A 23335-nucleotide genomic window follows, 5' to 3' on the forward strand; every position below is an offset into this window, starting at 1 on the left:
TCTAACCAGCATTAATATAATGTCCTGCTTAAAATGGCGCCACTTAAAACTCAGCATCTCTGGTCGTTCCCTTGCAAAAATACAGAGTCTAACCCAGGGACTATTTTTTTGCGACAAAGCCATCATTAGTCAGCTTCCTGTCGATCAATGGTATGCCTGTATTGGTGATAACACACTGGCTGACGCTATTTTGGATAGGCTGGTTCATAATGCTCATCGATTAAATTTAAAAGGGGAATCCATGCGAAAAATACTTGGGAAATTGACTGAAAGTGAACACTTGGTGTAAAAGGTTTATCGGACAATGCGTTAAAATAATAGGTGTTCACGTTCCACCAGAATAGGTGTTCATTTTCGTCAGAATACGCAGTTTGAAACAAGGCTTTATCTCGTGGCATACCTTTTAATTCATTTAAATGAGTTTGCAAGACTTCGCGTATCTTTTTATGCGTCAGGTAAACGTGGCGCTGTTTTTCGCCCTTGGTCATGGAGCGTTTTAAACTGAGCTCATCCAGTAATTGATAATGAGAATTGGCCACATCAGCAATGGTGAGCGAGGCAATTTCTTTGGCGCGTAGCCCCAGCCCAAAAGAGCAATAGATGATGGCAAGATTACGAGCACTAAAGTTGCTCTCTTTTGCGACTAACAGCAGTAATTTAAATTCCGCTTCACTCAAAACCTTTGCTTTTCCCTCACGTGCCATCAAAAACCCATTAACACCCTGATTTATTATTATTTTATATAAATAAGGATGTATTTGCAAAGTCTAAAAATGCCAAACCTTTTAAACCCTTTCTGGCATTGATGATGTCCTCTTTTTTATATTTCAGGATGTGTTTTGCAGCATTTGAAATGTAGCATGTAGTAGCAATACAGTAGCAACTTTTTTGCTACAAATAATTGATCGGATTTGTAACAGAAGAAATTCATTACTCTATGATTTCATAGATAATTTCATCTAGATGGTTTGAATGATTTGATGATCGTGTAGCAATGTAGCAGAATACCTGGAAATGACTGAATGAACCTTACTGAAATAATACTAATGGCAAATATAGTCTACACCTGCCCTGCTATCTAGGCTAACTTTATTAAGGCGCAAGGATCTTTTAGATTTATTGATAACTTTTGATCGATAATTCTACTTAATATAAAATCAGCACAGGGTTTTACAAGCACATTAATATCATCCCAATATTCATCTTCCAAACCAATGCATATGTGTTTCGCTCTGTTCATCACGGGCTGATACATTTTAGGTAGACGATCAATCACCCAATTGGCGGCTATAGGTTTCGATCAAATCTCATTAGTTTCTAATGTACTCCAAATCCGTGCATAGGTTAGTAATACATTTCGAGTGTCCTGTTCAAGTTCTGCTGAAAGTCTATCAAGATCATGAAGCATCGCTTTTATAAAGTCGCTATATGGGACCGGGTCTAATAGTTGCTTAGGGCTTTCTCCCATCAATGTATGACTCATCAATAAGACCTGCGTGATAATCAGCGCAAGATCTGGCATTTCACGATCAGGCCATGGTTCAAAATTTCCCCCTTCAAATGATGAGCGAAGCCATTCGCCATATTGAAAATCAAAAAGGGGTGGATAATACCAAGGATTGATAGCCTCCCTTTCCACAAGGGTCATTTCTATAGGTGGCTTCGTACTTTTCATGTAAATGCCTGATATTTGGAGAAGATGGGTAGTCAACTCCATCTTTTCTTTTGATGTTGTGCTACGATTTGTTACAACAAATAAATCAATGTCACTGTATTTTTGCAAACCACCTACAAGATAAGAACCATAAAGATAAACACCCAAAAGATCTGCGCCTAAAATCTTTGTTAGTACCTCAAGACATTCATTGAGTTGTTGCTTTACATCACTGTTGTTTTCCATCTTTAACACTCAGCCATTTTTTAAAATCCTTTAACAATGCTTCTGCTTGAGCAATACAAGTTATTACTGCACTCTCAGGAATAATATCGCCAGAATAATCTGCAATATTGCGTTGTTTACGCATAGCATCCAATATAATCACTGTTTTTTTATCAATACCTAAAGTCTGAGGCAATAACTGAATCATCGTTTGATGATGTCCTGGTTTAGAAGTCAAGGTTCGATATCCATGAGATTGAAGTGCTGCATTTGCAATTTGCATAATTGCTTTATAGGCAGCATCAAAGCGATTCTCCGCGCTAACCAAGTCAATTTTTGAATCCACAATATTACGTTCAGCAGCATTCAAAAGCCGATTTATGGTATCTGGGTGAGGCGGTATTTTTTCCAGGCTTATGCCAATTAAATTATCCAAGGTCATGTTCAGCTCCCATAATAAATAGCTTGGGATTATTTAAAACCTCCTGAATGAAAAGATCTTGTTTTTGTAAAGATGCCTTCCATTGTTCCCTGGAATATATTTTGGGATTAATTTCTCTTCCTAAACTAGCTTGAGCAGCATAAAGAGCCTCAACTGCTTCTGTAAAATCAACCTCACCAATAATAAGTACATCAATATCACTTCCAAGGTTTTCAGCTCCTTTGGCCACCGAACCAAAAACAAAAGCTACTTCAATTTTTTCAGTTAATGGAGTTAAAAAATCAAACAACACATCCACCAAACCAGACGTTTTCTTTAAAATACTTGTAAGCTCCGTATAAATAGGAAAATTTCGATTTGCTTGGTAATAAACTTGATTACCACTCTGCTCGCGCAGAAGTACTTTGGATTTAGCAAGTTTGGATAGTTCTCGATGAAGTGTACCCGCTGTGGTATTCGTTAACCGCGCAATCTCTCGGACATGATAACGCTCATCAGGATGAAGCAATAAAAGTGCCAGCACACGCCGCCGATATTCAGAAAACAATATTGAAGTATCAAACATGATTTTTATGTTGAAGCCAACTAAGCTTCAATCATAGCCTAAAAAGCTACACCATTCAAATACTTCAAATAAATAAAAAAACCAGAAAAATAAATATCAGTTATAAATCGAAGCTCCACTGAAGAGCATCAACACTACAACCAATGACCTCAACGCCCTTGTGTCAAGACTTAAGGGCTCTGTCTTGGAGAAAACATAAAATGGTATTTCCTAATTACGTAATCGTATTATTGGGTACGAAATGGGATCTTGAATAGTTCTTTTCAATAATCAATAAATCCCTGCTCTTTATTACGGGGCTTGGGGAGTAATGGAACGGCCAACCGACTTAAGGTGCTGGACAATCCTTTAGAGCCTTTTGAATCGCGAGTTTAAACTCTTTTGCTTTATTTAAAACAATTGTGTTGTGTGATCCTTCTTCACTAGATATAAAATAGGCAGGTATCTTTGATTTTTTTAATGATTCATAATATGTTCTTGCCATATTCGGATACGTATTCTTATCTCTGATTCCAGATACAATGTAAACGAAAGTATCACTGGGAATTTTAGCTACCCAATCGTGAGGTGATAAGCTATTAGGCCATTTTCCCCATCCATGATGATTAGACCACTCGTGGACATTATTGGTAGTAGAAGCCAAAACAGCCCCACTAACTAAATGAGGATATTTCCCCAAAATAACTCCAGACATCATAGCACCACCCGAATGTCCGACTAAAATAGTACATCTGGGTTGATAAAAATTTTTCAGTTTTTTTATAGCACTCGCAAGTGTTGTAATTGTTTTTTCTCTATAACCATCACAAGGGAATCCTTCACAGTCAAAGGCATAACTTTCGCCAGTCGAATAATTTCCATAACTATCATAATACCCAGGTCGAATTAATACAGTAGATATAGTGCTAGGATCTAGAAAAAATGTTGCTTGGTATTTTAAATAATCACTAGGTCCACCACCTTTTGCACCATCTCCATGTATGAATATAAGTAACCTGGAGTTTTTTTTTGGTAATTTATTTTTGTAAAAAAATGACTGAGCTGCCAGACATTCGCCATTTGCGTTAATTCTGTTTATATTGTCTGCATTGAGACAAGCACGAGAATGTTGGGTTGAATTTAAGTTAGTGGCATTAACTAGATTTAATTCAGTGATCAAGAAAAACGTTAAAATTAATCCAACCAATTTTGGAAATTCAAAGGAACATTGTTGAGTCATATTATTCTTAATCCTGCAATCGGTAAATTGTTGCCTTATGAACATTAAAAGTTTTAGCAATTTCACTTACTGATTTATTTTCTTCCAATAATCGCCTGGCTAATAATTTTTGCTCTTCATTCATTTTTTTAGGGCGGCCAAATCTAATTCCACGTTGTTTGGCTGCCTCACGCCCTGCAGAAGTGCGCTCACGAATTAAATCACGCTCAAATTCAGCAATACCAGCAAATACAGTCATGATCATTTTGCCTGCATGAGAAGTTGTATCGGCCCATGGTTCAGAAAGCGAGCAAAATGAAGCATCGGCCATTCTTATTCGTTCTACAAACTCCAATAAGTGCTGGGTAGAACGAGCTAATCTATCTAATTTCCAAACAACTACAATATCATAAGGACGAAGTTGATCCAGTAAACGTTCTAATTCAGGACGGTCTTTTTTTGCTCCCGAAATTTTTTCTTGAAAAATACGGCTACATCCAGCTTCTTTTAGAGCAGCTAATTGCAACTCTAAATTTTGATCGGTGGTTGAAACCCGAGCATATCCAATTTTCATAGCAAGTCCATAAAATTTATTTGCAAATCATATCGCAAAACAATAGACTTTTGCATCTGATTTTTGCAACTAATTTATGCCAGCAAATTTAGTCCGGTGCTATTTGTTGCAAATCTTAGAAGTTTTGCAACAAGCTTTATATTGAGATGTTATGCCGGTCGATTTTCTTTCTCCTCATCAACGTGAAAATTATGGCAAGTACCCTCATGACTTAACGCCAGAGTTTATCTCCAATTATTTTTTTCTTGATGATCAGGATAGAGAATGGATAAAAAGTAAACGAGGACAATTTAGTCGATTGGGTTATGCGCTTCAATTAACTACGGTTAGATATATTGGCACTTTTTACAGTGATTTAACCGAAATACCTCATAAAATAATTGAGCGGATTGCCATTCAAGTTAATGTGGATGATATTCAAAATTGCCTTGATCGTTATCAGAAAAGTGAACAACGATGGAGACATACCACCGAAATAAGAGTTCGCTATGGGTTTAAAGAATTTAATGAGAGAGGCATTCGTTTTAAGCTAGGTCGTTGGCTTTATGCTTTATTTTGGACAGGAACAGATAGACCAGGACTATTATTTGAGCAAACAGTGTTATGGCTTATAAACAATAAAGTTTTATTGCCAGGAATAACAACAGTAGAACGTTTTATTGCTGAAATTCGTAGTAGAATGGATACTCGCTTATGGCGATCGTTGATTAAAAACTTAACTGGTGATCAGACAGAGAAACTTAATAATTTACTATTGGTAGCAGATAAGCAACGACAATCATTGCTTGATATTCTTCGCAAAGGCCCTGTGAGAGCAAGTAGTAAAACGTTGGTTAAAGCGCTAAAGCGTATTGAAACAGCGCGGGAACTAAGCATCGAATTACCTAAGCGGGTGCCGGAAGGTCGAATATCTGTTCTTTCTCGCTTTGCTAATACTGCAAAGACAACAGCTATAAGCCGCCTTTCTTATGAAAGAAAGATGGCAACCTTAGTCGCTTTTGCACATCATTTTGAGGCGACTACACAGGATGACGCACTTGATATATTAGCTATTGTATTAAGTGAACTATTTTCAAAAGCAAAGCGTAAAAATCATAAAAAGAGGTTACGTACAATTAAGGATTTAGACTCCGCTGCAGCTACATTGATCAATGCTTGCAAAGTTGTCTTAGATAACAATCTTACTGATCAAGAGGTTCGTAGTAAAATCTTCAATACTGTTGGATATGAGGAATTAATAATCGCTGTTACTGAAGCAAATGCACTAATTCAGCCACCGGATGATGTTTTTTATCGAGAACTTGAAGATAAGGAGCAAACAATTAAAAATTTTTTGCCTGCTCTTCTTCGTGTTATTCACTTTGACGGCAATGAAGCAGGAAAACCTATTATCCAGGCTCTTGATTGGTTAAAAAGTAAATCAAAAAAAGAAGCGCCAATGGCTTTAGTCAGTAAAACATGGAAACGATATGTTCTGGATAAAGAAAATCAATTCAACAAAACCGCGTATATTTTTTGTGTTCTTGATAAATTGCAAGGAGCATTGAAACGCCGCGATCTCTTTGTTAGCCCAAGTTGGCGTTATTCTGATCCTAGAGCCAATCTTCATGGAGGAAAAGAGTGGGAAGCCATACGTCCTGTGATTTGTCGTTCCTTGAACTTAACAAATGAACCTCATGGTTATTTACAGGAGTTTGTTAATGAATTGGATGATACATATAAATTAGTGGCTAAAAATTTTGATAATAACCCTTTTATAAGATTTGATCTTATTAAAGGCAATGAAGAGCTTATTCTAACCCAATTAGATAAGTTAGATGAGCCTGAATCGCTAAAACTGTTGCGCAGCGAGGTTAAATCCAGACTTCCTCGTGTAGATTTACCCGAAGTATTGCTGGAAATTGCTAAACGAACTAACTTTATTTCAGCATTTACTCATATTAATGAAGGCAATGCTCGGGCTGTTGATTTAGAAATCAGTATTTGTGCTGTTTTACTTGCTCAAGCTTGCAATACTGGTCTTGAACCTTTTGTTAGGGAAGATATTCCAGCATTAAAAAGAGATCGCCTGATATGGGTTGATCAAAATTATATTCGCGATGAGACAATAACAGCATCCAACGCTATTTTAGTTGCGGCACAAAACCAGAGTAAATTAGCAAAAAAATGGGGTGGTGGAGACATAGCCTCTGCTGATGGGATGCGTTTTGTTGTACCTGTTCGCTCTTTGCATTCAGCTCCAAACCCAAAGTACTTTAATCAAGGGCGTGGAGTTACCTGGTATAATTTACTGTCAAATCAAAGGACGGGATTGAATGATGTTACGGTGCCTGGAACATTGCGAGACAGTTTGATTCTATTAGGAGTAGTGCTAGAACAACAAACAGAGTTAAAACCTACTCGAATAATGACAGATACAGGTGCTTATAGTGATATTGTATTCGGCTTATTTCGCCTCTTAGGGTATCGTTTTAGTCCACGTTTAGCTGATTTGGGGGATGCTCGTTTTTGGCGGGTTGATCCAGTAGCCGATTATGGCAAACTCAATATTCTTGCTAAACATCGTGCAAATCTTGAGCGTATTATTCCTCATTGGGATGATGTGCTGCGTTTGGTTGGGTCTTTAAAACTTGGCCGAGTACCCGCAACAGGGATTATGAGAACTCTACAGGTGGGTGATAAACCTACAAGATTAGCACAGGCGATTGCTGAAATTGGACGCATAGATAAGACTATTCATATGCTTAACTATATTCATGATGAATCGTGCCGTCGTAGTACTTTATTGCAACTGAATTTGACAGAGGGAAGACATAGTTTGGCACGTTCTGTTTTTCACGGAAAAAGAGGAGAACTACACCAACGCTATCGTGAAGGCCAAGAGGATCAATTAGGGGCCCTCGGCCTAGTGCTTAATATTTTGGTTCATTGGAACACTATTTATATGGATGCAGCGCTAGATCAGCTAAAGAACGAGGACTTTCCCGTTAATGAAGAAGATGAAGTGAGGCTATCACCATTTGCAAAAGCACATTTTAATATGCTTGGTCGATATTCATTCTCGATGCCTGATGAAGTAAAAGATGGAAAATTAAGATCACTAAGAGATCCTAATAATCCTTAAGTCGGTTGGCCGTTCCATTACTCCCCAAGCCCCGAAACTTGGAAGCTTGGAATGGCGAACCATTAATTTATTTTAGATGGAAATTCGATTCTGATTTTTTACCATTGAGCCTTAATAAGAGACAATATAGGCCAAATAATCCATTTAATGATCAATGACAATCTATTTTCTGAGTATTAATAAATAACTACAGGAATATTATGGCGAACTATCAGGAATATTATGGCGAACTATCAGGAATATTATGGCGAACTATCAGGAATATTATGGCGAACTATCAGGAATATTATGGCGAACTATCAGGAATATTCATTAATTTCAATAAGTTATAGAATTTGACTGTTCTACATAAAAAAATAAGAATATTCAAAAGCACTTATCTGTGCTCCATCAAACAGCGATAAGAAAAAGGATAAAAACATTAAATTACAGCGGGGTTATTAAGAGTTGGCGCTCTTAATAACCCCAAGAATCTAGCTTAGAACGAAGCTAATGCCCAAAATTATCATGAATTATTTATTCTATTGATATATTTGGATACGCAAGAAAATTTTAGCCTCGTTCCCTAAAAAAAACAATAAAGATAAGGATATTATCTATGGGGAACCTTTGTTCAATTTTTCACGTGAGATTTAAGCATCTCATGAAAGTAATTCCATCTGCTCGAAAAGCGCAACTTGTGGATTATATACTGCTAGGTTGGCAAACCAGCACCTACACCTTAAAAAACTCTAGTAATAAATGGTTCATGAAGCCCTATGCACAAATCGTTGAAGACACCGGTATTCCCAAAAGCACTTTAGAACGGTACATCAAAGAATTAGTTGAAGATGGTTTTATTGAACGACGCCAGGCGCTTTATAGTAGAACGAAAGAGCAAGGTGGCTTTGAAGTAAAAAAAGGCAACTACATTCATATTACCGATAAACTGCTCGCACTGATTAAGCCATCCCAACCCGCTTCAGAGACACCTCAAGAAGACACGACAGATATCCACAACAACCCCAACGATTCTTATCAGCAAGACAATCAAGAACAGGACAATATCGAACCAGAATGCAAAGACATTGATATAAATGAGGGGATCGATCCCCTCAAAATGAGGGGATTATATATAAGTGATCTTTATCCTTCTTTTTTTATTAATAATATTATTTTTAAAAAATTAACCCGCTCTGTGGATAAAACAACACTCCAACGATTAAGCCAGCAATTCGAATCCATTCAGAGTTTACTCTATTCAGAAATAAAGGAAGAAATCCCTGATGAAGTCAAAAAACTGGTATTAGGCACTTTATTCAATCTAACTTTTGAACACAAAAAACAACTTTCATCTCCAAAACAACTGGCAGCCGAATATTTGTTTGCACTGCTTAACAGCGAGTTTTATTTGCCAGATGTGACGTGTTTTAAACATCGGAATAACATCCTTTCAAAAATGATTCGGGAAAATCGTTGGCGTACCCCTAAAGGATTCTACAAACACTTCTATTTGGGACAAGATTTTAAAGACCAACAAGAATTGCGTGAAGAACGATGGCAAAAACAAAAAAATAACGAAATGAATCCTAAGCAGGGGATAATTGAAGAGCAAAAAGACGAACGACTCACTCAGCTAGAGGTTCAAATGCTTGAAAAAAGCACGTTACTGGATACGCTTACGCAAAGCATCTATCAGAAATCAAGTGAAGAAATGATTGTTACGATTCGAGAGCGCATTCAAGAGGTAAGACGAGAACTAGAGCACTTATGGCATCAGCAGTTTCTTATTGAACAAGAATGTGAGCAACAGGATATTTTAAATCATACAAAGCTCTGTGCTTGAAATGCATGGAATAAGACATTGGATGAACTTTATACATCAATAAATACTTTAAGTTATCCACATTTTCTGGGGATAAGCCTGTGTTTTTGAGTAACAAATAGACAAATAAGGTGAAAATAGATTAAAATATGACCTCTTTTTGTTCTGCATCGATGAGTGATGCAATAAGCCGTTTAAACATCTTAAGGAGGTTCTGGTGATTGATTTAGTGGATAACCGGATTGTAAAGGCATCATTTAGAGAAAACCCACCCGAAGAAAGGAAGCTCTTTCCTCAATCGACTTGCTTAATGCCCATCAGTGTCGGGCAAACCATTCACGAAGGGGCAAAATTTGAGGCGGTCATTAAACTCATCAACCACTCTTTTAAGCAATGCACTATTCTTGTGGATGATAGTGTGCAGCGCCATACCCTCGGCATTATGAATCATGCGACTCCCGATGAATTGTATCAAGTGGCGGTTAGAGAAGGGGATGCCTGGTTAAAACGAAACGAGATGGCATACAGCCAATTAACCATCCCCTTTGATATTATGCGCTGGGATGAGTGGTACAACAGTCCTAATTACATCAACAGCCATGTGCGTGTACAAAAGGAATATGATTCCAATAAATTGTTCCAACAAGCCATTCATGCCAATATTGATGATTTTTTAACGCGTTTTCTAAGTCGGTTTAATCAAGAAGACATCGATCATGAACGAGCGTTCAGGCTATGTCTGGATTATTTGATTGAGGAATGTGCTGTGATGTGTTTATGGACAGAAAAAGCCTATGATTTTGAGGTGTATCCCAGTGGTCGAAATAAGGCGATGGCGGCAACCTGGCATTATTTAATCCAACCGCATTACCCGCATTTTCTAAGACCTGTGGCGTTGCGATTTAAAAAATATCCTGCACAAGTAGACCAGGAACTACTTTCTCATGTTATGGCGAATAGTCAGTTTGCTGAAACGCAATAAAAGATCAGGGCTATGCAATTGACACCATCAACCACTAAATATAGTTTGTTTGAAGCAATCAAGAAACTACATATTGTTGTTGTAGGCAATAGCATAGCCCCATAAAAGACATTACGAGGACATTCTGTTTTTAATCCATTGCTCAATTTCAACAACGCTTTCATGCGTTACTTGCAGCAGTTGCTGATAAAGCGACTCAAGTAACGTGCGTTGTCCTGTTTTCCAATACCGCTCCAGGTATTGACAGGCCATCTTCATCCGAACAGCACCGACATAGACTACACCACCTTTGATTTTATGGGCGAGTTGCTGTGTTTTTTCCCAGTCCAGTGCATCATGGGTCTTTTTAAGTTGCGTCATATCATCAGGTAAGGAGTCGAGCATGAATTGCAACATCTCCCCAAGCATGTTTTCAGATCCGGTTGTCTTAATGCCTTCTTCCACATCCAGTATTGGAAAGAATAATAAATCAAATAATTCGGCTTCTGTTTCCGGTAAATCAGAAGAACGGGGATTTGAAGAAGATTCGACCCGTGGCTTTTGAGAAATAAAGGAGCTTAATATTTCATCGCAACTCTTTTTTGATAAAGGTTTGCTTAAGACAGCATTCATGCCTGATTCAATGCATCGTTGTTTGTTCTCCTCGCCCACATGAGCGGTGAGGGCAATAATTGGCGTATGACGATTTTTAGCAACTTCCTGCACTCGAATGTGGTGAGTCACTTGATAACCATCCATGTCGGGAAGTCCAATATCCATAAAGATCAGATCGTACTCATTTTGCTTCCAAAGGTTCAATGCCTCTTGCCCATTAGCGGCTACATCCACATGACAGCCTGATTGAGTCAGTATGGATTTGGCAACCGTTTGCGCGATGGTGTTGTCCTCAACAACCAATATTTGATGCGTTAGGTTTTTCGTGTCAGGTGCTTTCGTGGTGGCTTTTATGCTGGGCGTCATGATTTGGGAAGAGGGCAGGACAAGGTTGTCTTCAAAATCCTCAACAAGCCCAGTGTCATCTTCAATAAGTGATACTTTCAAAGGAATAACGCAAGTAAATGTACTTCCTTGCTGCAATGCACTGTCTACGTAAATTTCCCCATCCAGGTCGTCAATAAATTGTTTAATGACAGAAAGCCCAAGTCCTGCACCTTTATAAATTCCTTTATAAGAGGGTGTTAATCGTTTGAAATGCAGAAAAATTTCCTGCTGCTTGTCCTTAGGAATTCCCATACCACTGTCTTGAACCATTAATTTAATAATGATTTCCCTATTCTGACGGCTTGCGAGTGTTACGGTGAGTTTAACAGAACCAGAATCGGTAAAGTTAAGCGCGTTGGCGAGTAACTCAATAACAATGCGGTGAATGCGAACACTATCGCCAATGAGATATTGAGGAATATCTTTATCAAATTCCATGGAAAAATCCAAGCGTTTGGACGCGGCTTTGGCTTTATTTAAATCCATTGCATGCTGCACAATGTGATTCAAAATGAATTTTTTCTTCAATTTTGGTATTTCACCAGAGCTAACTCGAATGGCTTCCAGCACCTCGTCCATTAAATCAAGTAAGGCATGGCTTGATGCAATGAGATTATCGGCATACTCTTTAATGTTTGGGTTATCTGCTTCTGCTTTAATAATGTCTGAAAATCCGACGATTCCTGTGAGTGGGGTGCGAATGTCATGGCGCATGTTTTCAAGAAATTCGGTTTTGGCTTGACTGGCCGCTTCGGCTAGCTCTTTGGCTCGATGTAATTCGGTTTCTATTTTTTTCCTGTCGCTGATATCAATTGAAATACCTAATAGCCCCGTGATTTCGCCCTGTTTGTTGCGCATGGGGGATTTGTGACTAAGCACAATCGCATCTTTGCCATCGACTTGCGCTTTTTCTTCAATAATCTCCGTTTCGCCCGCTTCCATGATGTGTTTGTCGTTTCTCTGGAACAGTTCGGCCTTGTTTTCACCCCAGGGTAAATCAAAATCTGTTTTTCCTACAATTTCATGGCCGTATTGAAAGCCTAAGCTTCTGGCCTGCCGGTTATTACAGCCCAAATAAACACCATTTCTATCTTTCCAATACACGTGTCCTGGCATATTGGCTACGATATTTTCCAGGGTGGACTGCGTTTGCTCTTGCGTTGTGCGAAGAATGGATTCTTGCTCTTTACGATCGGTGATGTTTAATGACGTTCCAATAATTCCAATGATATTACCTTGTTCATCATGCAAAGGGGCTTTTCGTGTTAACACGATGACTTGTTGCCCAGATGCTAAAGTTGCAGTTTCTTCAACTTCCAATGCTGTATTTAGTGCCATTACCTTCAGGTCGTTGTCACGTAAGGTTTGGGCTGTATCAGCCCATGGCATATCAAAATCCGTTTTACCTATAATGGAGGACATACCCGTCATTTCTAACATGGTATCATTGCCACCAAGATAGTAACCGTCCTTATCTTTCCAGTAGATACTGCCTGGCAATGATTTAATAATGCTCGATAGAACCGTGTCAGAAGTGCGCGCAGATGAAAAAGAATGGGGCTTCAAGGCATGGTTTGCTTTGTTTTTAAGTTTCTTTTCCGGCATCAGAAGCTCCCTTTATATTCTTATAGTTATAGACCTGATTTAATGAACTCACAAGATAGGGTAGGGTTTTGAAAAGGTGATTGAAATAGAGGAGCGCTAGCCCAATTAGATCAGTAAAAATATAACGTTAAAAAATCAATGACATTTGTTGAATGCTATGGAGTGGATACTGAACCGCTGGAGTTGGCCTTGATGGTGATTTAACCTGTTTTTTATGTGTTGCAGCCTTTCTTTTTTGTGCAGTCACGGGCTTTTCTGTACTACATGCCAAGAGCACCATGGTTTGATATAGAAAATCCTCGGTGTCATAGGATACTGGATGATAACCGCGTTGATGTCGTTCTTTTGCCATGAGGCAAAAGTGCTCAAAGGCATCATAAAAGTGTTCAAAAGCAATAATACGGCTTTGCCCTAGTCTTGATTTGATACGTCCATTGGATACACAAAGCGTCCAGTCACCTAATAAATCCTGCTCCAGGCGAATGACGTAATAGCGTGTTGCCTTTTCAAAACGGGCGGTATGAAAACACGCTTTTATTTTAAAATTAAGGTAACGAACCCAGGGTAGGGTGGTGAACCAGGGAATCATCACCAGGATTTTCCGGTTGCAGGTTCCGTGATGCTCATTTCTGTAAAACCATTGCGGCAATCGGCAATCGATTCAGCCTCATGCATCAAATCATAAAGGGTTTCATCCAGATCTTTATCATGAGTATAAGGAATTTTCAGAATGTATTCCCAGCTATCGTTGTCTTTTTTAACCATATCAAAGGCTGAAAAGCAGTATTGCTCGATTTGCCGTCTGGATTCATTTTTTCCACGCACAAATTTGTTATTATTTTCCACGCGCAACCAGACTTCAACCACGGCAATTTTTTGAGTTCCCTGGCTTCCAGGTATTGTTTCTTTAGGATTATCCTGGCGATGGGTTTTAAGAATACGATAAACACTGGCAATACCCATATTCAGTTTTTTAGCAATGGCAGTACGTGTGAAGCCCTGATTGATTAACTCCATCACGTCATCAGTTTTGGAGCGTGCTGTAGGTTTTCTCCCTTTGTATTTGCCTTCGCGCTTGGCGCGTTCAATGCCTTCGAATTGTCGTTCACGGCGAAGATTGGTTTCAAACTCAGCAAATACACCCAGCATATCCAAAAAGAATTTACCTGAGGCATTAGAGGTATCCACTGGTTGCTCCAATGCTTTTAGGTGGATCGCCTTCTCTTTTAAATAATGCAGTAAGGTTTGCAAATCTAGAATGCTTCGGGTTAGTCGGTCAATTCGGGTCACAACCAGCGTATCGCCTTCACGAATGTACTCCATACATTCATCCAGAGCGGTTCGGTCTTTTTTTGAAGCACCACTTTTTTTCTCAGAAAAGATTTTTTTGCATCCAGCGCCTTTCAAAGCCTCCAGTTGAATATCCAAATTTTGGTCAATGGTGGATACGCGGGCATAACCAACAAGCGCCATGAATTTACCTATCAATAATATCTAAAAGTGGTGATAGTACATTATCATAAATAAAAACCGGATTCTATTGATAGGGAAAACAAGCGATTTAAAGGTAAGGCAAAATTTATCACAAGGGTACACCCTTGTGATAGTCAGCTAAATTGGAAAAATTGAAAATGTAATGCATTTGTTATACAATTAAAGTATAGGCACTTTTGGAGTAACTAAGATGAGTAAGGCGGCAACAATTAATGCTCGTATTGAGCCTGCTCTTAAAATGCAGGCCGAGGCGATTTTGCATAAGGTAGGTTTATCTACAGCCGAGGCAATTCGACTGTTCTATAGCCAGGTCTGTCTTCAAAATGGCCTGCCGTTTGAGGTAAAAATACCGAACAAAGAGACACGGGATGCCATGGCAGAACTGGAATCAGGTAAAGGCGAGCGATTTAAAACAATGAAGGATGTATGGGATTCTGTAGATAATGCTTGAATTAGAATTGGCGACACAATTTAAGCGTGATTTAAAAAAGATTACAAAACAAGGGAAAAGCAGGAAGCTTCTGGACTCCATTGTTGAGCAATTGCAAAAGGAAGAGCCTTTGGATCTGAAACATAAGGATCATAGTCTTACCGGAAATTGGGGTGGTTATCGTGAATGCCACCTTACCCCCGATTGGTTATTAATTTATAAGATCATTAAAGATGATCGCATACAATTGTTACGATTATCGCGAACAGGCTCTCACAGCGATTTGTTTGGATGAGTTTTAGTTGTGTCGCTACCTGTCGCAAAGATAAAGTTTATTTATAAGCAAATCGTTACCACCCAGTGTGATGTAACCATAATTCAGAAATAATTTGTCGAGCGTCATGATTTAGAACAGATAGCGCTTGCACAAAATTGGGTGCTTGGGTTTTCTCAAGAAGTTTTTGACCATCTTCTGGATTAAAAAAAGAATACATCATCGCCAACAGCACTTGTTTTCCATGACTGTAGCCACCCATAGCGCTTTGAATAAAGCTGTAATTAGGTTCTAATTGCCATTTTTTCTGTGCAGCATCAAGAGATGATGCCTTTATATTAAAAAATTCAACACCTACTATTTGAATTCCTTTCTTCCATGCCGAAACAAATAAATCATCAGTCATTATGTTATGAGCCCTTAATAAAAATCACCCATTATACCTTCTTGTGTCGCAAGTGTCGCGGTGTCGCAGATTTAATTGTAATCGGATTTCAATTATGAAAACAAAGGGGATTTAACTCCAGGGTCATTTTGCTTCCCTCTTTGGTTAATCGTACCATCTGGTGCTCCATTAAAACCGTTATTGCGTTATCACGACGCTCAATATCACGTAATGGACTTAAACGTTGAATATCGCGTGCGGTGATTTGATTCAACCCTTTATCCTTAAGCCACTGAAACAGTGTTTGCGCATCGGCCAGTTCATTGGTTTGATTTCCTGCATCAAATAATCGCCTTGTTTCTTTCATGTGCCAATGAATGATCTCAATGGCTTGCTCCATCGATTCCGAACCAATATCACCCATTTTTCCTTCAAACAAATGAAAAAGAGCGGCAAGCCGTGCTGCGTTTTCAGCGGCTTTACTGGCAAAGTCCTGAAGCCCTGCCCACTGTCCCTGATAATTTAACCCAGACTCAACCGCATTAAAAAACTGTACCCAAGCTCGTTTTGCTTCAATACTCATAAAAAGGGTGGGTAGCTTGTCACATCCTTTTCTGTTTAAATTTAGCGATTGATTCAGACAGTCAGTAATTCGTGCTTCATAACCATCGAGGTAGGATTTTGAGTCAGGTGGCTCTTGATAGAATCGAACACCCATGGCGCTTTTAGGGTAGGCCAGCAGACAACGAGGTAAAAACCCGCTTTGTCGGCTAATATTTTGATGCTGATTGGTCATTGTTTGCAACAAAAAAGGCTGCATCATGAGATTTAAAGTGAGCCTTCGATGTTGCAGGGTAAAGCTGTCTGTGGTTTTGCGGTGTGCCGTAAACGATTTTCCATCCCATAAACGATTGAGTAGGGCAACAAAGCGAGCAGGGTTGGATTGCATGCTGTGACTGCCCAATACAATTCCCGCCTCATCAGACCACAATGAGGCACTTGGCCAACCACGCGCTAAATGGATGGCCAGTGCTTCTTGGGTTGCGTCTTCGAAATACAAGGTAGGTAGCAATGGAATATCTGGCTCAATGCGAATGAGTCGTGCCAAAAAGTCTTTATAAAACGTAGTGTCTTCACCCGTCATCATGGCGCGTTTGATTTGACTCAACAAGCCATCGCGTTCCATTTGCCAGGCTTGATGCAGTGTTAATGCTGCCTGCACATCTGGTTCGCGATTTTTTCTGATCCCAGCTTCCCATGACCTTGATGGTTTTGAAAATACGTTATCAGCAGCGCTTTTGCGTTCGCCTGATTGGGCAACTACTAAAAAGTAAAGAGAAACAGGGCTTATTAAATATCTGTCGCGAGCGACATTGGCAAGCGCTTGGCAAGCCAGTGAAAGATTGGCCAAAGCACTGCATGCAACCAATGTTATGGGTTGCTGGCCGTAGCATTGGTAAGCGGTTACGGCCTTTCTAAGGATAGAAGGAAGCGCTTCTGCGGGATAATGCGTTTCTGGATCCAATGAGGGCAAAAGGGGTCTTGGATGTTCCCATCGGATGTCATTTTCTTGTGTTAGGATACTTGATTCATTTAGGTTCATATTATTTATTCCAACACCCATAAGCCATCTTGTTCCCAATCTTCTGAAAATCCCATATTTATAAAGGGGATAGATGGGTTGTTTTTAAAAAGATGAAGTAATTTCTCTCGCCAGTGATTATCAGGTGCGCTGTTTTTTAATAGTGAGTGAATAATATAGGCTTGCAGATAGAAAGGACTCTCGTTGTGATCAAACGGTACTTTGATCTCTGGAACTTTGGGTTTATTGACGAAAAATCGATTCCATAAGCGAGAATGGTGCGCGCATAAATTTCTGGTGTAGGTCAGTGAGCGCATCCATGATTTGATGATTTCGCTATATTGCCCAAGGGTATCCCCAATTTCTTTTCTGACAGTACGGTCTTTAATATTGGCATAGAGCTTGGATACCGTACCAAAAGAAATGCATTCCATGACCATCCAGCTCGGTGGGTGTTCGGGCTGATGGTATTTGGCATAGTAGGTTTTAATAAAGTCTTCGTGTGAGCGTCTCAGATGTGATTTGACTTCTTCAAGAAACATGTGGTGCTGCTCGATGGCTGAAAATAAATCAGCGCATAGATACCAGTGCGCGCCGTATTTCAGGCTCATTGCATTGGATATGGCGGTACGAAAAGAGACTTCTATTCGCTCTAATGCATCGGTAACCAATAAGCGCAACTCTCTGTCAAAGACATATAAATTTAAAAGATCGGAAAACCGCGTGTTGGGTTTAAATTGGCGGATCCCTGCCTCAGAGTTTATGAGGAAAGGTTTAAAATAAATCATCAAGCGGTAATAACCAATCATTGTCAGATAATGGCTGGCTTCTTGTTCATTATCCAGCGATAGCCCTTTCTGTCGTAAATGATGAATTTGTTCTGGTATGGAAAGAGGTGGTTTATTAAAAACCATTTTTGAATGCATAAAATAAATAACCCGCCCTGGTCCGCATTGTGAAGAGGCGTGGCGGGTATGGTTAATTATATTATAACCCGACTGTGCTCAAAATCCAATACGAAGAATTGTTTGTGTTCGTCATTAATGTAATTTTAACAGAATACACCGCGTAACTGAACCGCAGTGTACGCCAATTGCACCACAAGAATGTTATAATAGCCTATCGTTTTAAATCCTCATGTAAGGATTATTTTTTAATTGGGAATCAGGGTGATAAGCAATGGATGTAAGTGTAGAAGAATTTTTGCTGGTGTTGTATGTGGTTGGTGGATTAATTACCTTAAGTTACTCCATCAAGAGTCTTCTCAATTTTCAACGCTTAAAAGCCTATTATAACCGTGATTTACTGCTCAAAAGACCTGATGTTAAACGCTATTTGATTCTCAAGCCCATTTTGTGGCCTTATTTTTTTGTGACCGAAAAAAGCCCAACAGAACGCTTGTCAGAACTGCTTTTTAAACATTATGGTGACGAGGGGCATACTTATTTTGGTAATCAGGGGCTTAAAAACTTTTTAAATGACTTGTTCAAGGGGAAAAGTCGTTATAATGAGTGTCAGATAAAATCACTCTGCTGGTCTATTGATAAAAATTCTCAAGATTGGATGGATTATAAAAAAATTTTTCATGACGATAATCTGTATGCGCATATTATCTATACAAAGATACAGGACAAATATCTTTTGAGAGTAACGTGGGAAAAAGAGAGCAATCCCCGTCCAATTGCTTCTGTAAGCCGATTTGATTTAGATCAATGCGAAAGGCTCAGCGAGGCTGAATTTAAAACAAGAATGAAGCAAATTAACGTCACTGAGGCTACTAGGTTATGCCATGATATAAAACCAAAAGCTGAGTAACAATCATGATGAATGCGCTTTGGGGTGATAAGAGACTAAGATTTGTTCCATGTTATGCCAGCTAAGGGCGCGTATTCTGTTAAGCAATAGCTCTCGATTGAACTCGTTGTCTAAAAGCGGTTTTGCCCACAATAAAAATAACTCATTATCGTTTAAACACCTTTCTAAAATCGGTAAGCGTTCCTCAATTAATATATCAATAGCACACGCCACCAACCACTTTGCAGGTTGTGATTCACCACTGGCCATTCCTTCGATGGCTTTGGGTGAGTAACTTTTATCTTTATCAAATAGGGCTAGGGCTTTCTTGTGTAGTTTTTCAGATTTATTATGAACGGCCAAAAGCTCAGAAAATACAGCCTGAACAGGTGAGGTAAGATCGAGTTTTTTATAGGTGGCCAGTCCGATTTTATCCAATAAGGTTAATGCCTCTTGTTTTTTTTCATCATCCAGTTGCACTGTGGCCATCTTCATTTGTTGAATGATGCCAGTAAGGGCTGCCTCAAAAAAATTATATTTAATGTTTTGGTGATTAAAAATGGAGGTAAGTTCATGCAAGGTTGTTACAAAATCGATGGGTAAGCGAAATCTAAAATCCATCAATTTATTACTGGCCTCACTCCCTAACAGGGCATTTATTGCTTCAATGTTTTGAATAAACAAAGCCAGTTCAGTGGTCTGCTCTTCGGTGAGCAGGCTCCATCCATCAAATGAAGAAGGATTGTCCGCATGAAAATAGCCATAGCTGGTTTTCAGATCGGGTGATTTCACATAAATCCGTGTTGGTCTTCGTAAGTTTTGCTTCATTTCAAAGCGGAGTACTTTTTTCATCAGATTAATTTCCAAGTGATTGATTGTCTGATTATGGAATAGCATCCCAATAAAAGTCAATATAAAACAACTTTTAAATAGTTGTTTTATATTGACTTAATATCGGATTTTTGTAATAATAATCATGTTCATTAAGAACATCAGAAATCAAAATAAGGATCTAACATGACTACAATAATTACTGCACAATTAGTTAGCGACAATCAACGCCTTTCCTTCTTGCCTAAGCATTTTGGCTCACTGATGATAAGAGCCGAACAAGCCATCTATAACACATTAAGAACGATGTGCTCCTCTTATGACGGAGGCTACTGGCATTTTTACGAATTGAGTAATCGTGGCTTCTACTTGGCTCCTGACATAGATGAGCAACTTCCCATTTATGTGGAAGGTAATGGCTATGATGGGCAAGTGAGCTCAGATGCTGCTGGAATTATTACAACCCTATGTGTCCTTAATCAATTTTGTTGGATGACTAAATCGGATAAAACAATCCATCAGTACTATTTACTGCGAGATTACATCGAACACCACAAGGAAGCAGTAGACATTTACTCAGCGATTGATTAATCACATGAAATAGAGGTCGTAAACTTAAATTGCGGCCTCTAATAGTGGGAAAAAATCAAGATTAATATTTGATAAAAGGAAAATGATGAAATTAAGATTATACCACGGACGTAATAATCCAGAACAAGAAATGAATGATTGGGGTTTTGAAGGCGCAATACTTAACGGAGTTGATGGAATTATATGGACTTATGGAGTACCAAGAGCCTTTTTTGTTAATGATACCGCTTTAAAGACAGCCAAGGATTTAACGGGATGGGATGAGGTTGCGGACGCTTTAGAAATGCGCGTTTATGAGGATTTAATTAAAACCAATGAGGGGTATTTTGGGGATTGGGAATTAAGCCAAATGTAAGAAATTTATAGCGAATAAAAAAGCCCACTTATGAATGGGCTTTTTCCCTAATCAATTCAGCCATTCTATCCGCTTTATTTTGTCGGCTTTCATAATGCGAATAACATTGCTTTCTTAATTCATCTGATTCCTTTTGATCGCACATCTTTTTTAATTGCTGAATGCTTTCATTGGAAGTACCATTATGGGCGAATGAAACAAAAGGAATTGAAAATAATAACGCGATAATAATTTTTTTCATATGTAAATCCTAAAGATAAATTCTACGCTGACTCAGTAGTAAGTTTTTTCTCTCTTCTGTGTTGTTTCCACTCTTTGTCTTTTGCGAAAATCATAACAGATGATTCTTCAAAGAAATGACTAATATCATCGATCCCAGCCCATGAGCAGTACGCCTTTATTTCCGAGTAGATATCTTTGGTTATTTCGATTTTAATTTTTTCTTTTTCAGGTGTTATTTTTGCACTGATTAAAGCCATAGTAAGTCCTCAATTAAAATTTATAAAATAGTGTTAATAGCGATTATTGAATGGATCATAACTGCTGCTATTGTATGTTGAATTACGATGATAATCATTATTCCAATAATTGTCTCTATCAGATGCACTTGTTCCAATAGAATTTCCCATGCTATCTAAAGCACCAATCATTGGCAGCCCCGTTGCAGGATTATATTGTGTTTGATTTGATTCAATTTCGAAATTTTGTTTATTGTTTTTTGCGTTTTTTGCATTGGTAATAATGATAGCTAAAAACAAAACAACTATTAAGATTGGAAGCATGATCATTTAAAACTCCTTTTTAAAGTATTAAGTCAGATGGTAGAGAACATCACCAATCGAGTCAATCACACACGCGCAATTGACTTGCGCTTAACAAAAAATCAAATAAAAACCATAAGAAAATCATGGTAAATAAAAACATAGAATAGTAACTTCTAAAAACAAGCACACCTTTCGCAACGTGTTGATTTGCATAACTCATTGAAATTTATAATATTTTTTTGATTAAACCAACCATTTCACAAAAACCATATAAAAATGCTCTATATGTAGGTAATTTCATGTATGCACATTTGCATATTTGTATTATATAACAGATTAATTATAGTATGCAAATACGCATACCTTTTTATTTTAACCATTAAAATTAAAGGATTATTTTTAGTATATTCTATTATGTGGCATAATATTATATAATTAAAAGTATGCACTAATGCATATCGAATAATTTCACCCGTTACAGGATAAAATATGGCTCGAATTACGATTACTATGCCGGACTCCTTGCATACACAAGTACTCAAATTTTCCAAAAAAGAGCAATCCAGTGTTTCTTATACCGTTTCAAAATTAGTGGAGTTAGGCTTGCTTGTCGCCAATAATAAAAATGAAAATAAGGACGAGCAGCCATCAAAAATTGAAGAACACTGTAATAAATTAATTATTCAAATGAATGGAATTATTAAAGAGATTGCTACAGAAAATTTTAAATTAAGCCCTGATAAAATCGCAAAAATAACTCAGGAAACTTTGGATAAATATAATGAATTGATTGCAAAATAATTAGGAAAAATTGATTTTAATGGAGAAATTTAAGGCGAAATTTCTCGACATTTTATAGTAAACACGATTTTAATTTTCAGCTGTTTTTCTTTTCATATTGGACATGAAACAGATTAAAAAATGAATGCCAATCATAATAAGTAATAACCCGTAAAATGGCTCGATGCCAACTAAATCAAACAAAAAATTATGTTTTGGAAATAAAAAAAGCAAACTATATAACAACACGATTATTGCAGAAAAACACAAGGTGTAATTTTTGTGTTTTACTTTAAATTGTAGGCTTATTTCCGAATAGGTTAGCGAAAAAATGAACCCATATACACTGATAAAAAACAAATAAAAAGGCCAAAACCCTCTTAGGTCAACATTGTTAATTTCTGTAATTAATGAGATACAACCGGTTACTAAAAATGCAGTTGTTATTAAAAATAAATCCACTTTAAATCCATCACTCGAGGAATACGCATTGTCTATTGATAGCAAATAATCACTGGATTTTTGTGACCAAAAAATAAAAGCCAGTATTAATGGTGTGGTAATAAAAATTCCCTCAAATGGAACGCTGTATTGATGTGTCTGGTACTCCATAATTAAGGTTCCTGATAGATAGAATACAATAATTCCCCATGAGTACCTGTTTATTTTTTTAAAACCATTTATCCATCCTTTATATGTCAATAAACCAATTATTAGTAACAAAATGAAGATAGGCATCCTATTTATTATAAAAAATAGTTCAATGTCATAAATTGGCATGTTGAGCATAAAAAAAGTTCCTAATAATGCCAGAATAAATGCTAATAATATCGGTAATGTGTAGCGCATGATACTTCCTTTTAATGAATAAATTATTGTTTTTTAGGTGCAATATAATTAG

At 37.9% G+C, this 23335-nt stretch carries 24 protein-coding genes and 3 pseudogenes; 10 read left to right on the top strand and 17 right to left on the bottom strand.

Translation table 11 applies throughout. From position 1 onward, the window contains the following. Positions 1 to 121: 121 nt before the first annotated feature. Positions 122 to 289 (top strand): annotated as a pseudogene (locus ELY15_RS00530) (ATP-binding protein); the annotation flags it as partial. Between the two features lie 88 nt (positions 290 to 377). Here ELY15_RS00530 and ELY15_RS00535 read toward each other — a convergent pair. The 6 genes and pseudogenes from ELY15_RS00535 to ELY15_RS00560 form a co-directional block, all read right to left on the bottom strand. Further along, positions 378 to 704, bottom strand: a pseudogene (locus ELY15_RS00535) (tyrosine-type recombinase/integrase); the annotation flags it as partial. Positions 705 to 1078: 374 nt separating this feature from the next. Beyond that, positions 1079 to 1900, bottom strand: a pseudogene (locus ELY15_RS00540) (aminoglycoside adenylyltransferase family protein). Then, complete coding sequence (locus ELY15_RS00545) at positions 1884 to 2321, bottom strand: hypothetical protein (RefSeq protein ID WP_058452972.1); 438 nt, start codon at positions 2319 to 2321, stop codon at positions 1884 to 1886. Before ELY15_RS00545 ends, ELY15_RS00540 begins: the two are co-directional and overlap by 17 nt. Beyond that, positions 2308 to 2844, bottom strand: a complete 537-nt coding sequence (locus tag ELY15_RS00550; RefSeq protein ID WP_233586449.1) for a nucleotidyltransferase domain-containing protein — start codon at positions 2842 to 2844, stop codon at positions 2308 to 2310. Before ELY15_RS00550 ends, ELY15_RS00545 begins: the two co-directional genes overlap by 14 nt. 370 nt (positions 2845 to 3214) lie before the next feature. Next, entirely contained in the window at positions 3215 to 4105 is an 891-nt protein-coding gene (locus ELY15_RS00555; RefSeq protein WP_127097710.1) for a S9 family peptidase, read from the bottom strand. A 7-nt stretch (positions 4106 to 4112) separates the two neighbouring features. After that, on the bottom strand, positions 4113 to 4658 hold the full coding sequence (locus ELY15_RS00560; protein ID WP_127097711.1) for a recombinase family protein: 546 nt from the start codon (positions 4656 to 4658) through the stop codon (positions 4113 to 4115). Between the two features lie 151 nt (positions 4659 to 4809). On the opposite strand from ELY15_RS00560, the gene ELY15_RS00565 reads away from it, so the two are divergent. The 3 genes from ELY15_RS00565 (at position 4810) to ELY15_RS00575 (ending at position 10568) form a co-directional block, all read left to right on the top strand. Further along, positions 4810 to 7782, top strand: a complete 2973-nt coding sequence (locus ELY15_RS00565) for a Tn3 family transposase (protein WP_127097712.1) — start codon at positions 4810 to 4812, stop codon at positions 7780 to 7782. 643 nt (positions 7783 to 8425) lie between these two features. Next, on the top strand, positions 8426 to 9607 hold the full coding sequence (locus ELY15_RS00570) for a helix-turn-helix domain-containing protein (protein ID WP_233586451.1): 1182 nt from the start codon (positions 8426 to 8428) through the stop codon (positions 9605 to 9607). Positions 9608 to 9803: 196 nt separating this feature from the next. After that, positions 9804 to 10568 (top strand): tRNA-dependent cyclodipeptide synthase, encoded by a 765-nt coding sequence (locus ELY15_RS00575; RefSeq protein WP_233586453.1) that lies wholly within the window; start codon positions 9804 to 9806, stop codon positions 10566 to 10568. A gap of 111 nt (positions 10569 to 10679) precedes the next feature. Here ELY15_RS00575 and ELY15_RS00580 read toward each other — a convergent pair whose 3' ends face one another. The 3 genes from ELY15_RS00580 to ELY15_RS00590 all read right to left on the bottom strand — a co-directional run bounded on the left by ELY15_RS00580 (position 10680) and on the right by ELY15_RS00590 (position 14627). Continuing rightward, on the bottom strand, positions 10680 to 13154 hold the full coding sequence (locus tag ELY15_RS00580; RefSeq protein WP_127097714.1) for a PAS domain-containing sensor histidine kinase: 2475 nt from the start codon (positions 13152 to 13154) through the stop codon (positions 10680 to 10682). Between the two features lie 127 nt (positions 13155 to 13281). After that, entirely contained in the window at positions 13282 to 13743 is a 462-nt protein-coding gene (locus ELY15_RS00585; RefSeq protein ID WP_127097758.1) for a WGR domain-containing protein, read from the bottom strand. After that, positions 13743 to 14627: a recombinase family protein gene (locus tag ELY15_RS00590; protein ID WP_127097715.1), complete on the bottom strand. Its 885-nt coding sequence runs from the start codon at positions 14625 to 14627 to the stop codon at positions 13743 to 13745. The genes ELY15_RS00585 and ELY15_RS00590 overlap by 1 nt, the downstream gene beginning before the upstream one ends. 211 nt (positions 14628 to 14838) lie before the next feature. Between ELY15_RS00590 and ELY15_RS00595 the strand changes: the two genes are divergently transcribed. Both ELY15_RS00595 and ELY15_RS00600 read left to right on the top strand, forming a co-directional pair. Then, complete coding sequence (locus ELY15_RS00595) at positions 14839 to 15099, top strand: type II toxin-antitoxin system RelB/DinJ family antitoxin (protein WP_062723413.1); 261 nt, start codon at positions 14839 to 14841, stop codon at positions 15097 to 15099. Next, positions 15092 to 15373, top strand: coding sequence for a type II toxin-antitoxin system YafQ family toxin (locus tag ELY15_RS00600; protein ID WP_127097716.1), 282 nt, complete (start codon positions 15092 to 15094; stop codon positions 15371 to 15373). The genes ELY15_RS00595 and ELY15_RS00600 overlap by 8 nt, the downstream gene beginning before the upstream one ends. A 55-nt stretch (positions 15374 to 15428) precedes the next feature. Here ELY15_RS00600 and ELY15_RS00605 read toward each other — a convergent pair whose 3' ends face one another. The 3 genes from ELY15_RS00605 to ELY15_RS00615 form a co-directional block, all read right to left on the bottom strand. Continuing rightward, complete coding sequence (locus ELY15_RS00605) at positions 15429 to 15758, bottom strand: hypothetical protein (protein WP_127097717.1); 330 nt, start codon at positions 15756 to 15758, stop codon at positions 15429 to 15431. 88 nt (positions 15759 to 15846) lie between these two features. Then, positions 15847 to 17340, bottom strand: a complete 1494-nt coding sequence (locus tag ELY15_RS00610; protein ID WP_127097718.1) for a YfjI family protein — start codon at positions 17338 to 17340, stop codon at positions 15847 to 15849. A 5-nt stretch (positions 17341 to 17345) separates the two neighbouring features. Continuing rightward, positions 17346 to 18233, bottom strand: coding sequence for an Abi family protein (locus ELY15_RS00615; RefSeq protein ID WP_233586455.1), 888 nt, complete (start codon positions 18231 to 18233; stop codon positions 17346 to 17348). 265 nt (positions 18234 to 18498) lie between these two features. Between ELY15_RS00615 and ELY15_RS00620 the strand changes: the two genes are divergently transcribed. Then, positions 18499 to 19134 (top strand): hypothetical protein, encoded by a 636-nt coding sequence (locus ELY15_RS00620; RefSeq protein WP_127097720.1) that lies wholly within the window; start codon positions 18499 to 18501, stop codon positions 19132 to 19134. 3 nt (positions 19135 to 19137) lie between these two features. Here ELY15_RS00620 and ELY15_RS00625 read toward each other — a convergent pair whose 3' ends face one another. Further along, a complete protein-coding gene (locus ELY15_RS00625; RefSeq protein ID WP_233586457.1) occupies positions 19138 to 19965 on the bottom strand; it encodes a hypothetical protein in 828 nt (275 codons plus the stop codon). 165 nt (positions 19966 to 20130) lie between these two features. On the opposite strand from ELY15_RS00625, the gene ELY15_RS00630 reads away from it, so the two are divergent. Both ELY15_RS00630 and ELY15_RS00635 read left to right on the top strand, forming a co-directional pair. Then, entirely contained in the window at positions 20131 to 20535 is a 405-nt protein-coding gene (locus ELY15_RS00630) for an antirestriction protein (protein ID WP_127097721.1), read from the top strand. Between the two features lie 82 nt (positions 20536 to 20617). After that, positions 20618 to 20890: a hypothetical protein gene (locus tag ELY15_RS00635; protein ID WP_233586459.1), complete on the top strand. Its 273-nt coding sequence runs from the start codon at positions 20618 to 20620 to the stop codon at positions 20888 to 20890. 28 nt (positions 20891 to 20918) lie between these two features. Here ELY15_RS00635 and ELY15_RS00640 read toward each other — a convergent pair whose 3' ends face one another. From ELY15_RS00640 to ELY15_RS00650, 3 genes are read right to left on the bottom strand one after another with little or no spacing between them, the layout of a single operon-like run. Beyond that, positions 20919 to 21131 carry a hypothetical protein gene (locus ELY15_RS00640; protein WP_127097723.1) on the bottom strand — a complete coding sequence of 71 codons (213 nt, stop codon included), beginning with the start codon at positions 21129 to 21131 and terminating at the stop codon, positions 20919 to 20921. Between the two features lie 22 nt (positions 21132 to 21153). Further along, a complete protein-coding gene (locus tag ELY15_RS00645) occupies positions 21154 to 21369 on the bottom strand; it encodes a hypothetical protein (RefSeq protein WP_062760249.1) in 216 nt (71 codons plus the stop codon). 33 nt (positions 21370 to 21402) lie between these two features. Beyond that, a complete protein-coding gene (locus tag ELY15_RS00650) occupies positions 21403 to 21678 on the bottom strand; it encodes a hypothetical protein (RefSeq protein ID WP_230309924.1) in 276 nt (91 codons plus the stop codon). 465 nt (positions 21679 to 22143) lie between these two features. Here ELY15_RS00650 and ELY15_RS00655 point away from each other — a divergent pair, with 465 nt between their 5' ends. Continuing rightward, positions 22144 to 22455 (top strand): hypothetical protein, encoded by a 312-nt coding sequence (locus ELY15_RS00655; protein ID WP_127097724.1) that lies wholly within the window; start codon positions 22144 to 22146, stop codon positions 22453 to 22455. A 69-nt stretch (positions 22456 to 22524) separates the two neighbouring features. Here the strand turns inward: ELY15_RS00655 and ELY15_RS00660 are convergent, their stop codons facing one another. Continuing rightward, entirely contained in the window at positions 22525 to 23283 is a 759-nt protein-coding gene (locus tag ELY15_RS00660; RefSeq protein ID WP_127097725.1) for a hypothetical protein, read from the bottom strand. Between the last annotated feature and the right edge of the window lie 52 nt (positions 23284 to 23335).

The organism is Legionella sp. km772, from assembly GCF_003989735.1.
Classification (GTDB): Bacteria; Pseudomonadota; Gammaproteobacteria; order Legionellales; family Legionellaceae; genus Legionella.

What these genes read in the sequence shown, in the direction of transcription:
- ELY15_RS00545 (WP_058452972.1), bottom strand. Translation starts at nt 2,321, where the DNA reads ATGACCTTGGATAATTTAATTGGCATAAGCCTGGAAAAAATACCGCCT.
- ELY15_RS00555 (WP_127097710.1), bottom strand. Translation starts at nt 4,105, where the DNA reads ATGACTCAACAATGTTCCTTTGAATTTCCAAAATTGGTTGGATTAATT.
- ELY15_RS00560 (WP_127097711.1), bottom strand. Translation starts at nt 4,658, where the DNA reads ATGAAAATTGGATATGCTCGGGTTTCAACCACCGATCAAAATTTAGAG.
- ELY15_RS00565 (WP_127097712.1), top strand. Translation starts at nt 4,810, where the DNA reads ATGCCGGTCGATTTTCTTTCTCCTCATCAACGTGAAAATTATGGCAAG.
- ELY15_RS00570 (WP_233586451.1), top strand. Translation starts at nt 8,426, where the DNA reads ATGAAAGTAATTCCATCTGCTCGAAAAGCGCAACTTGTGGATTATATA.
- ELY15_RS00580 (WP_127097714.1), bottom strand. Translation starts at nt 13,154, where the DNA reads ATGCCGGAAAAGAAACTTAAAAACAAAGCAAACCATGCCTTGAAGCCC.
- ELY15_RS00585 (WP_127097758.1), bottom strand. Translation starts at nt 13,743, where the DNA reads ATGATTCCCTGGTTCACCACCCTACCCTGGGTTCGTTACCTTAATTTT.
- ELY15_RS00590 (WP_127097715.1), bottom strand. Translation starts at nt 14,627, where the DNA reads ATGGCGCTTGTTGGTTATGCCCGCGTATCCACCATTGACCAAAATTTG.
- ELY15_RS00595 (WP_062723413.1), top strand. Translation starts at nt 14,839, where the DNA reads ATGAGTAAGGCGGCAACAATTAATGCTCGTATTGAGCCTGCTCTTAAA.
- ELY15_RS00600 (WP_127097716.1), top strand. Translation starts at nt 15,092, where the DNA reads ATGCTTGAATTAGAATTGGCGACACAATTTAAGCGTGATTTAAAAAAG.
- ELY15_RS00605 (WP_127097717.1), bottom strand. Translation starts at nt 15,758, where the DNA reads ATGACTGATGATTTATTTGTTTCGGCATGGAAGAAAGGAATTCAAATA.
- ELY15_RS00610 (WP_127097718.1), bottom strand. Translation starts at nt 17,340, where the DNA reads ATGAACCTAAATGAATCAAGTATCCTAACACAAGAAAATGACATCCGA.
- ELY15_RS00615 (WP_233586455.1), bottom strand. Translation starts at nt 18,233, where the DNA reads ATGGTTTTTAATAAACCACCTCTTTCCATACCAGAACAAATTCATCAT.
- ELY15_RS00620 (WP_127097720.1), top strand. Translation starts at nt 18,499, where the DNA reads ATGGATGTAAGTGTAGAAGAATTTTTGCTGGTGTTGTATGTGGTTGGT.
- ELY15_RS00625 (WP_233586457.1), bottom strand. Translation starts at nt 19,965, where the DNA reads ATGAAAAAAGTACTCCGCTTTGAAATGAAGCAAAACTTACGAAGACCA.
- ELY15_RS00630 (WP_127097721.1), top strand. Translation starts at nt 20,131, where the DNA reads ATGACTACAATAATTACTGCACAATTAGTTAGCGACAATCAACGCCTT.
- ELY15_RS00635 (WP_233586459.1), top strand. Translation starts at nt 20,618, where the DNA reads ATGATGAAATTAAGATTATACCACGGACGTAATAATCCAGAACAAGAA.
- ELY15_RS00640 (WP_127097723.1), bottom strand. Translation starts at nt 21,131, where the DNA reads ATGAAAAAAATTATTATCGCGTTATTATTTTCAATTCCTTTTGTTTCA.
- ELY15_RS00645 (WP_062760249.1), bottom strand. Translation starts at nt 21,369, where the DNA reads ATGGCTTTAATCAGTGCAAAAATAACACCTGAAAAAGAAAAAATTAAA.
- ELY15_RS00650 (WP_230309924.1), bottom strand. Translation starts at nt 21,678, where the DNA reads ATGATCATGCTTCCAATCTTAATAGTTGTTTTGTTTTTAGCTATCATT.
- ELY15_RS00655 (WP_127097724.1), top strand. Translation starts at nt 22,144, where the DNA reads ATGGCTCGAATTACGATTACTATGCCGGACTCCTTGCATACACAAGTA.
- ELY15_RS00660 (WP_127097725.1), bottom strand. Translation starts at nt 23,283, where the DNA reads ATGCGCTACACATTACCGATATTATTAGCATTTATTCTGGCATTATTA.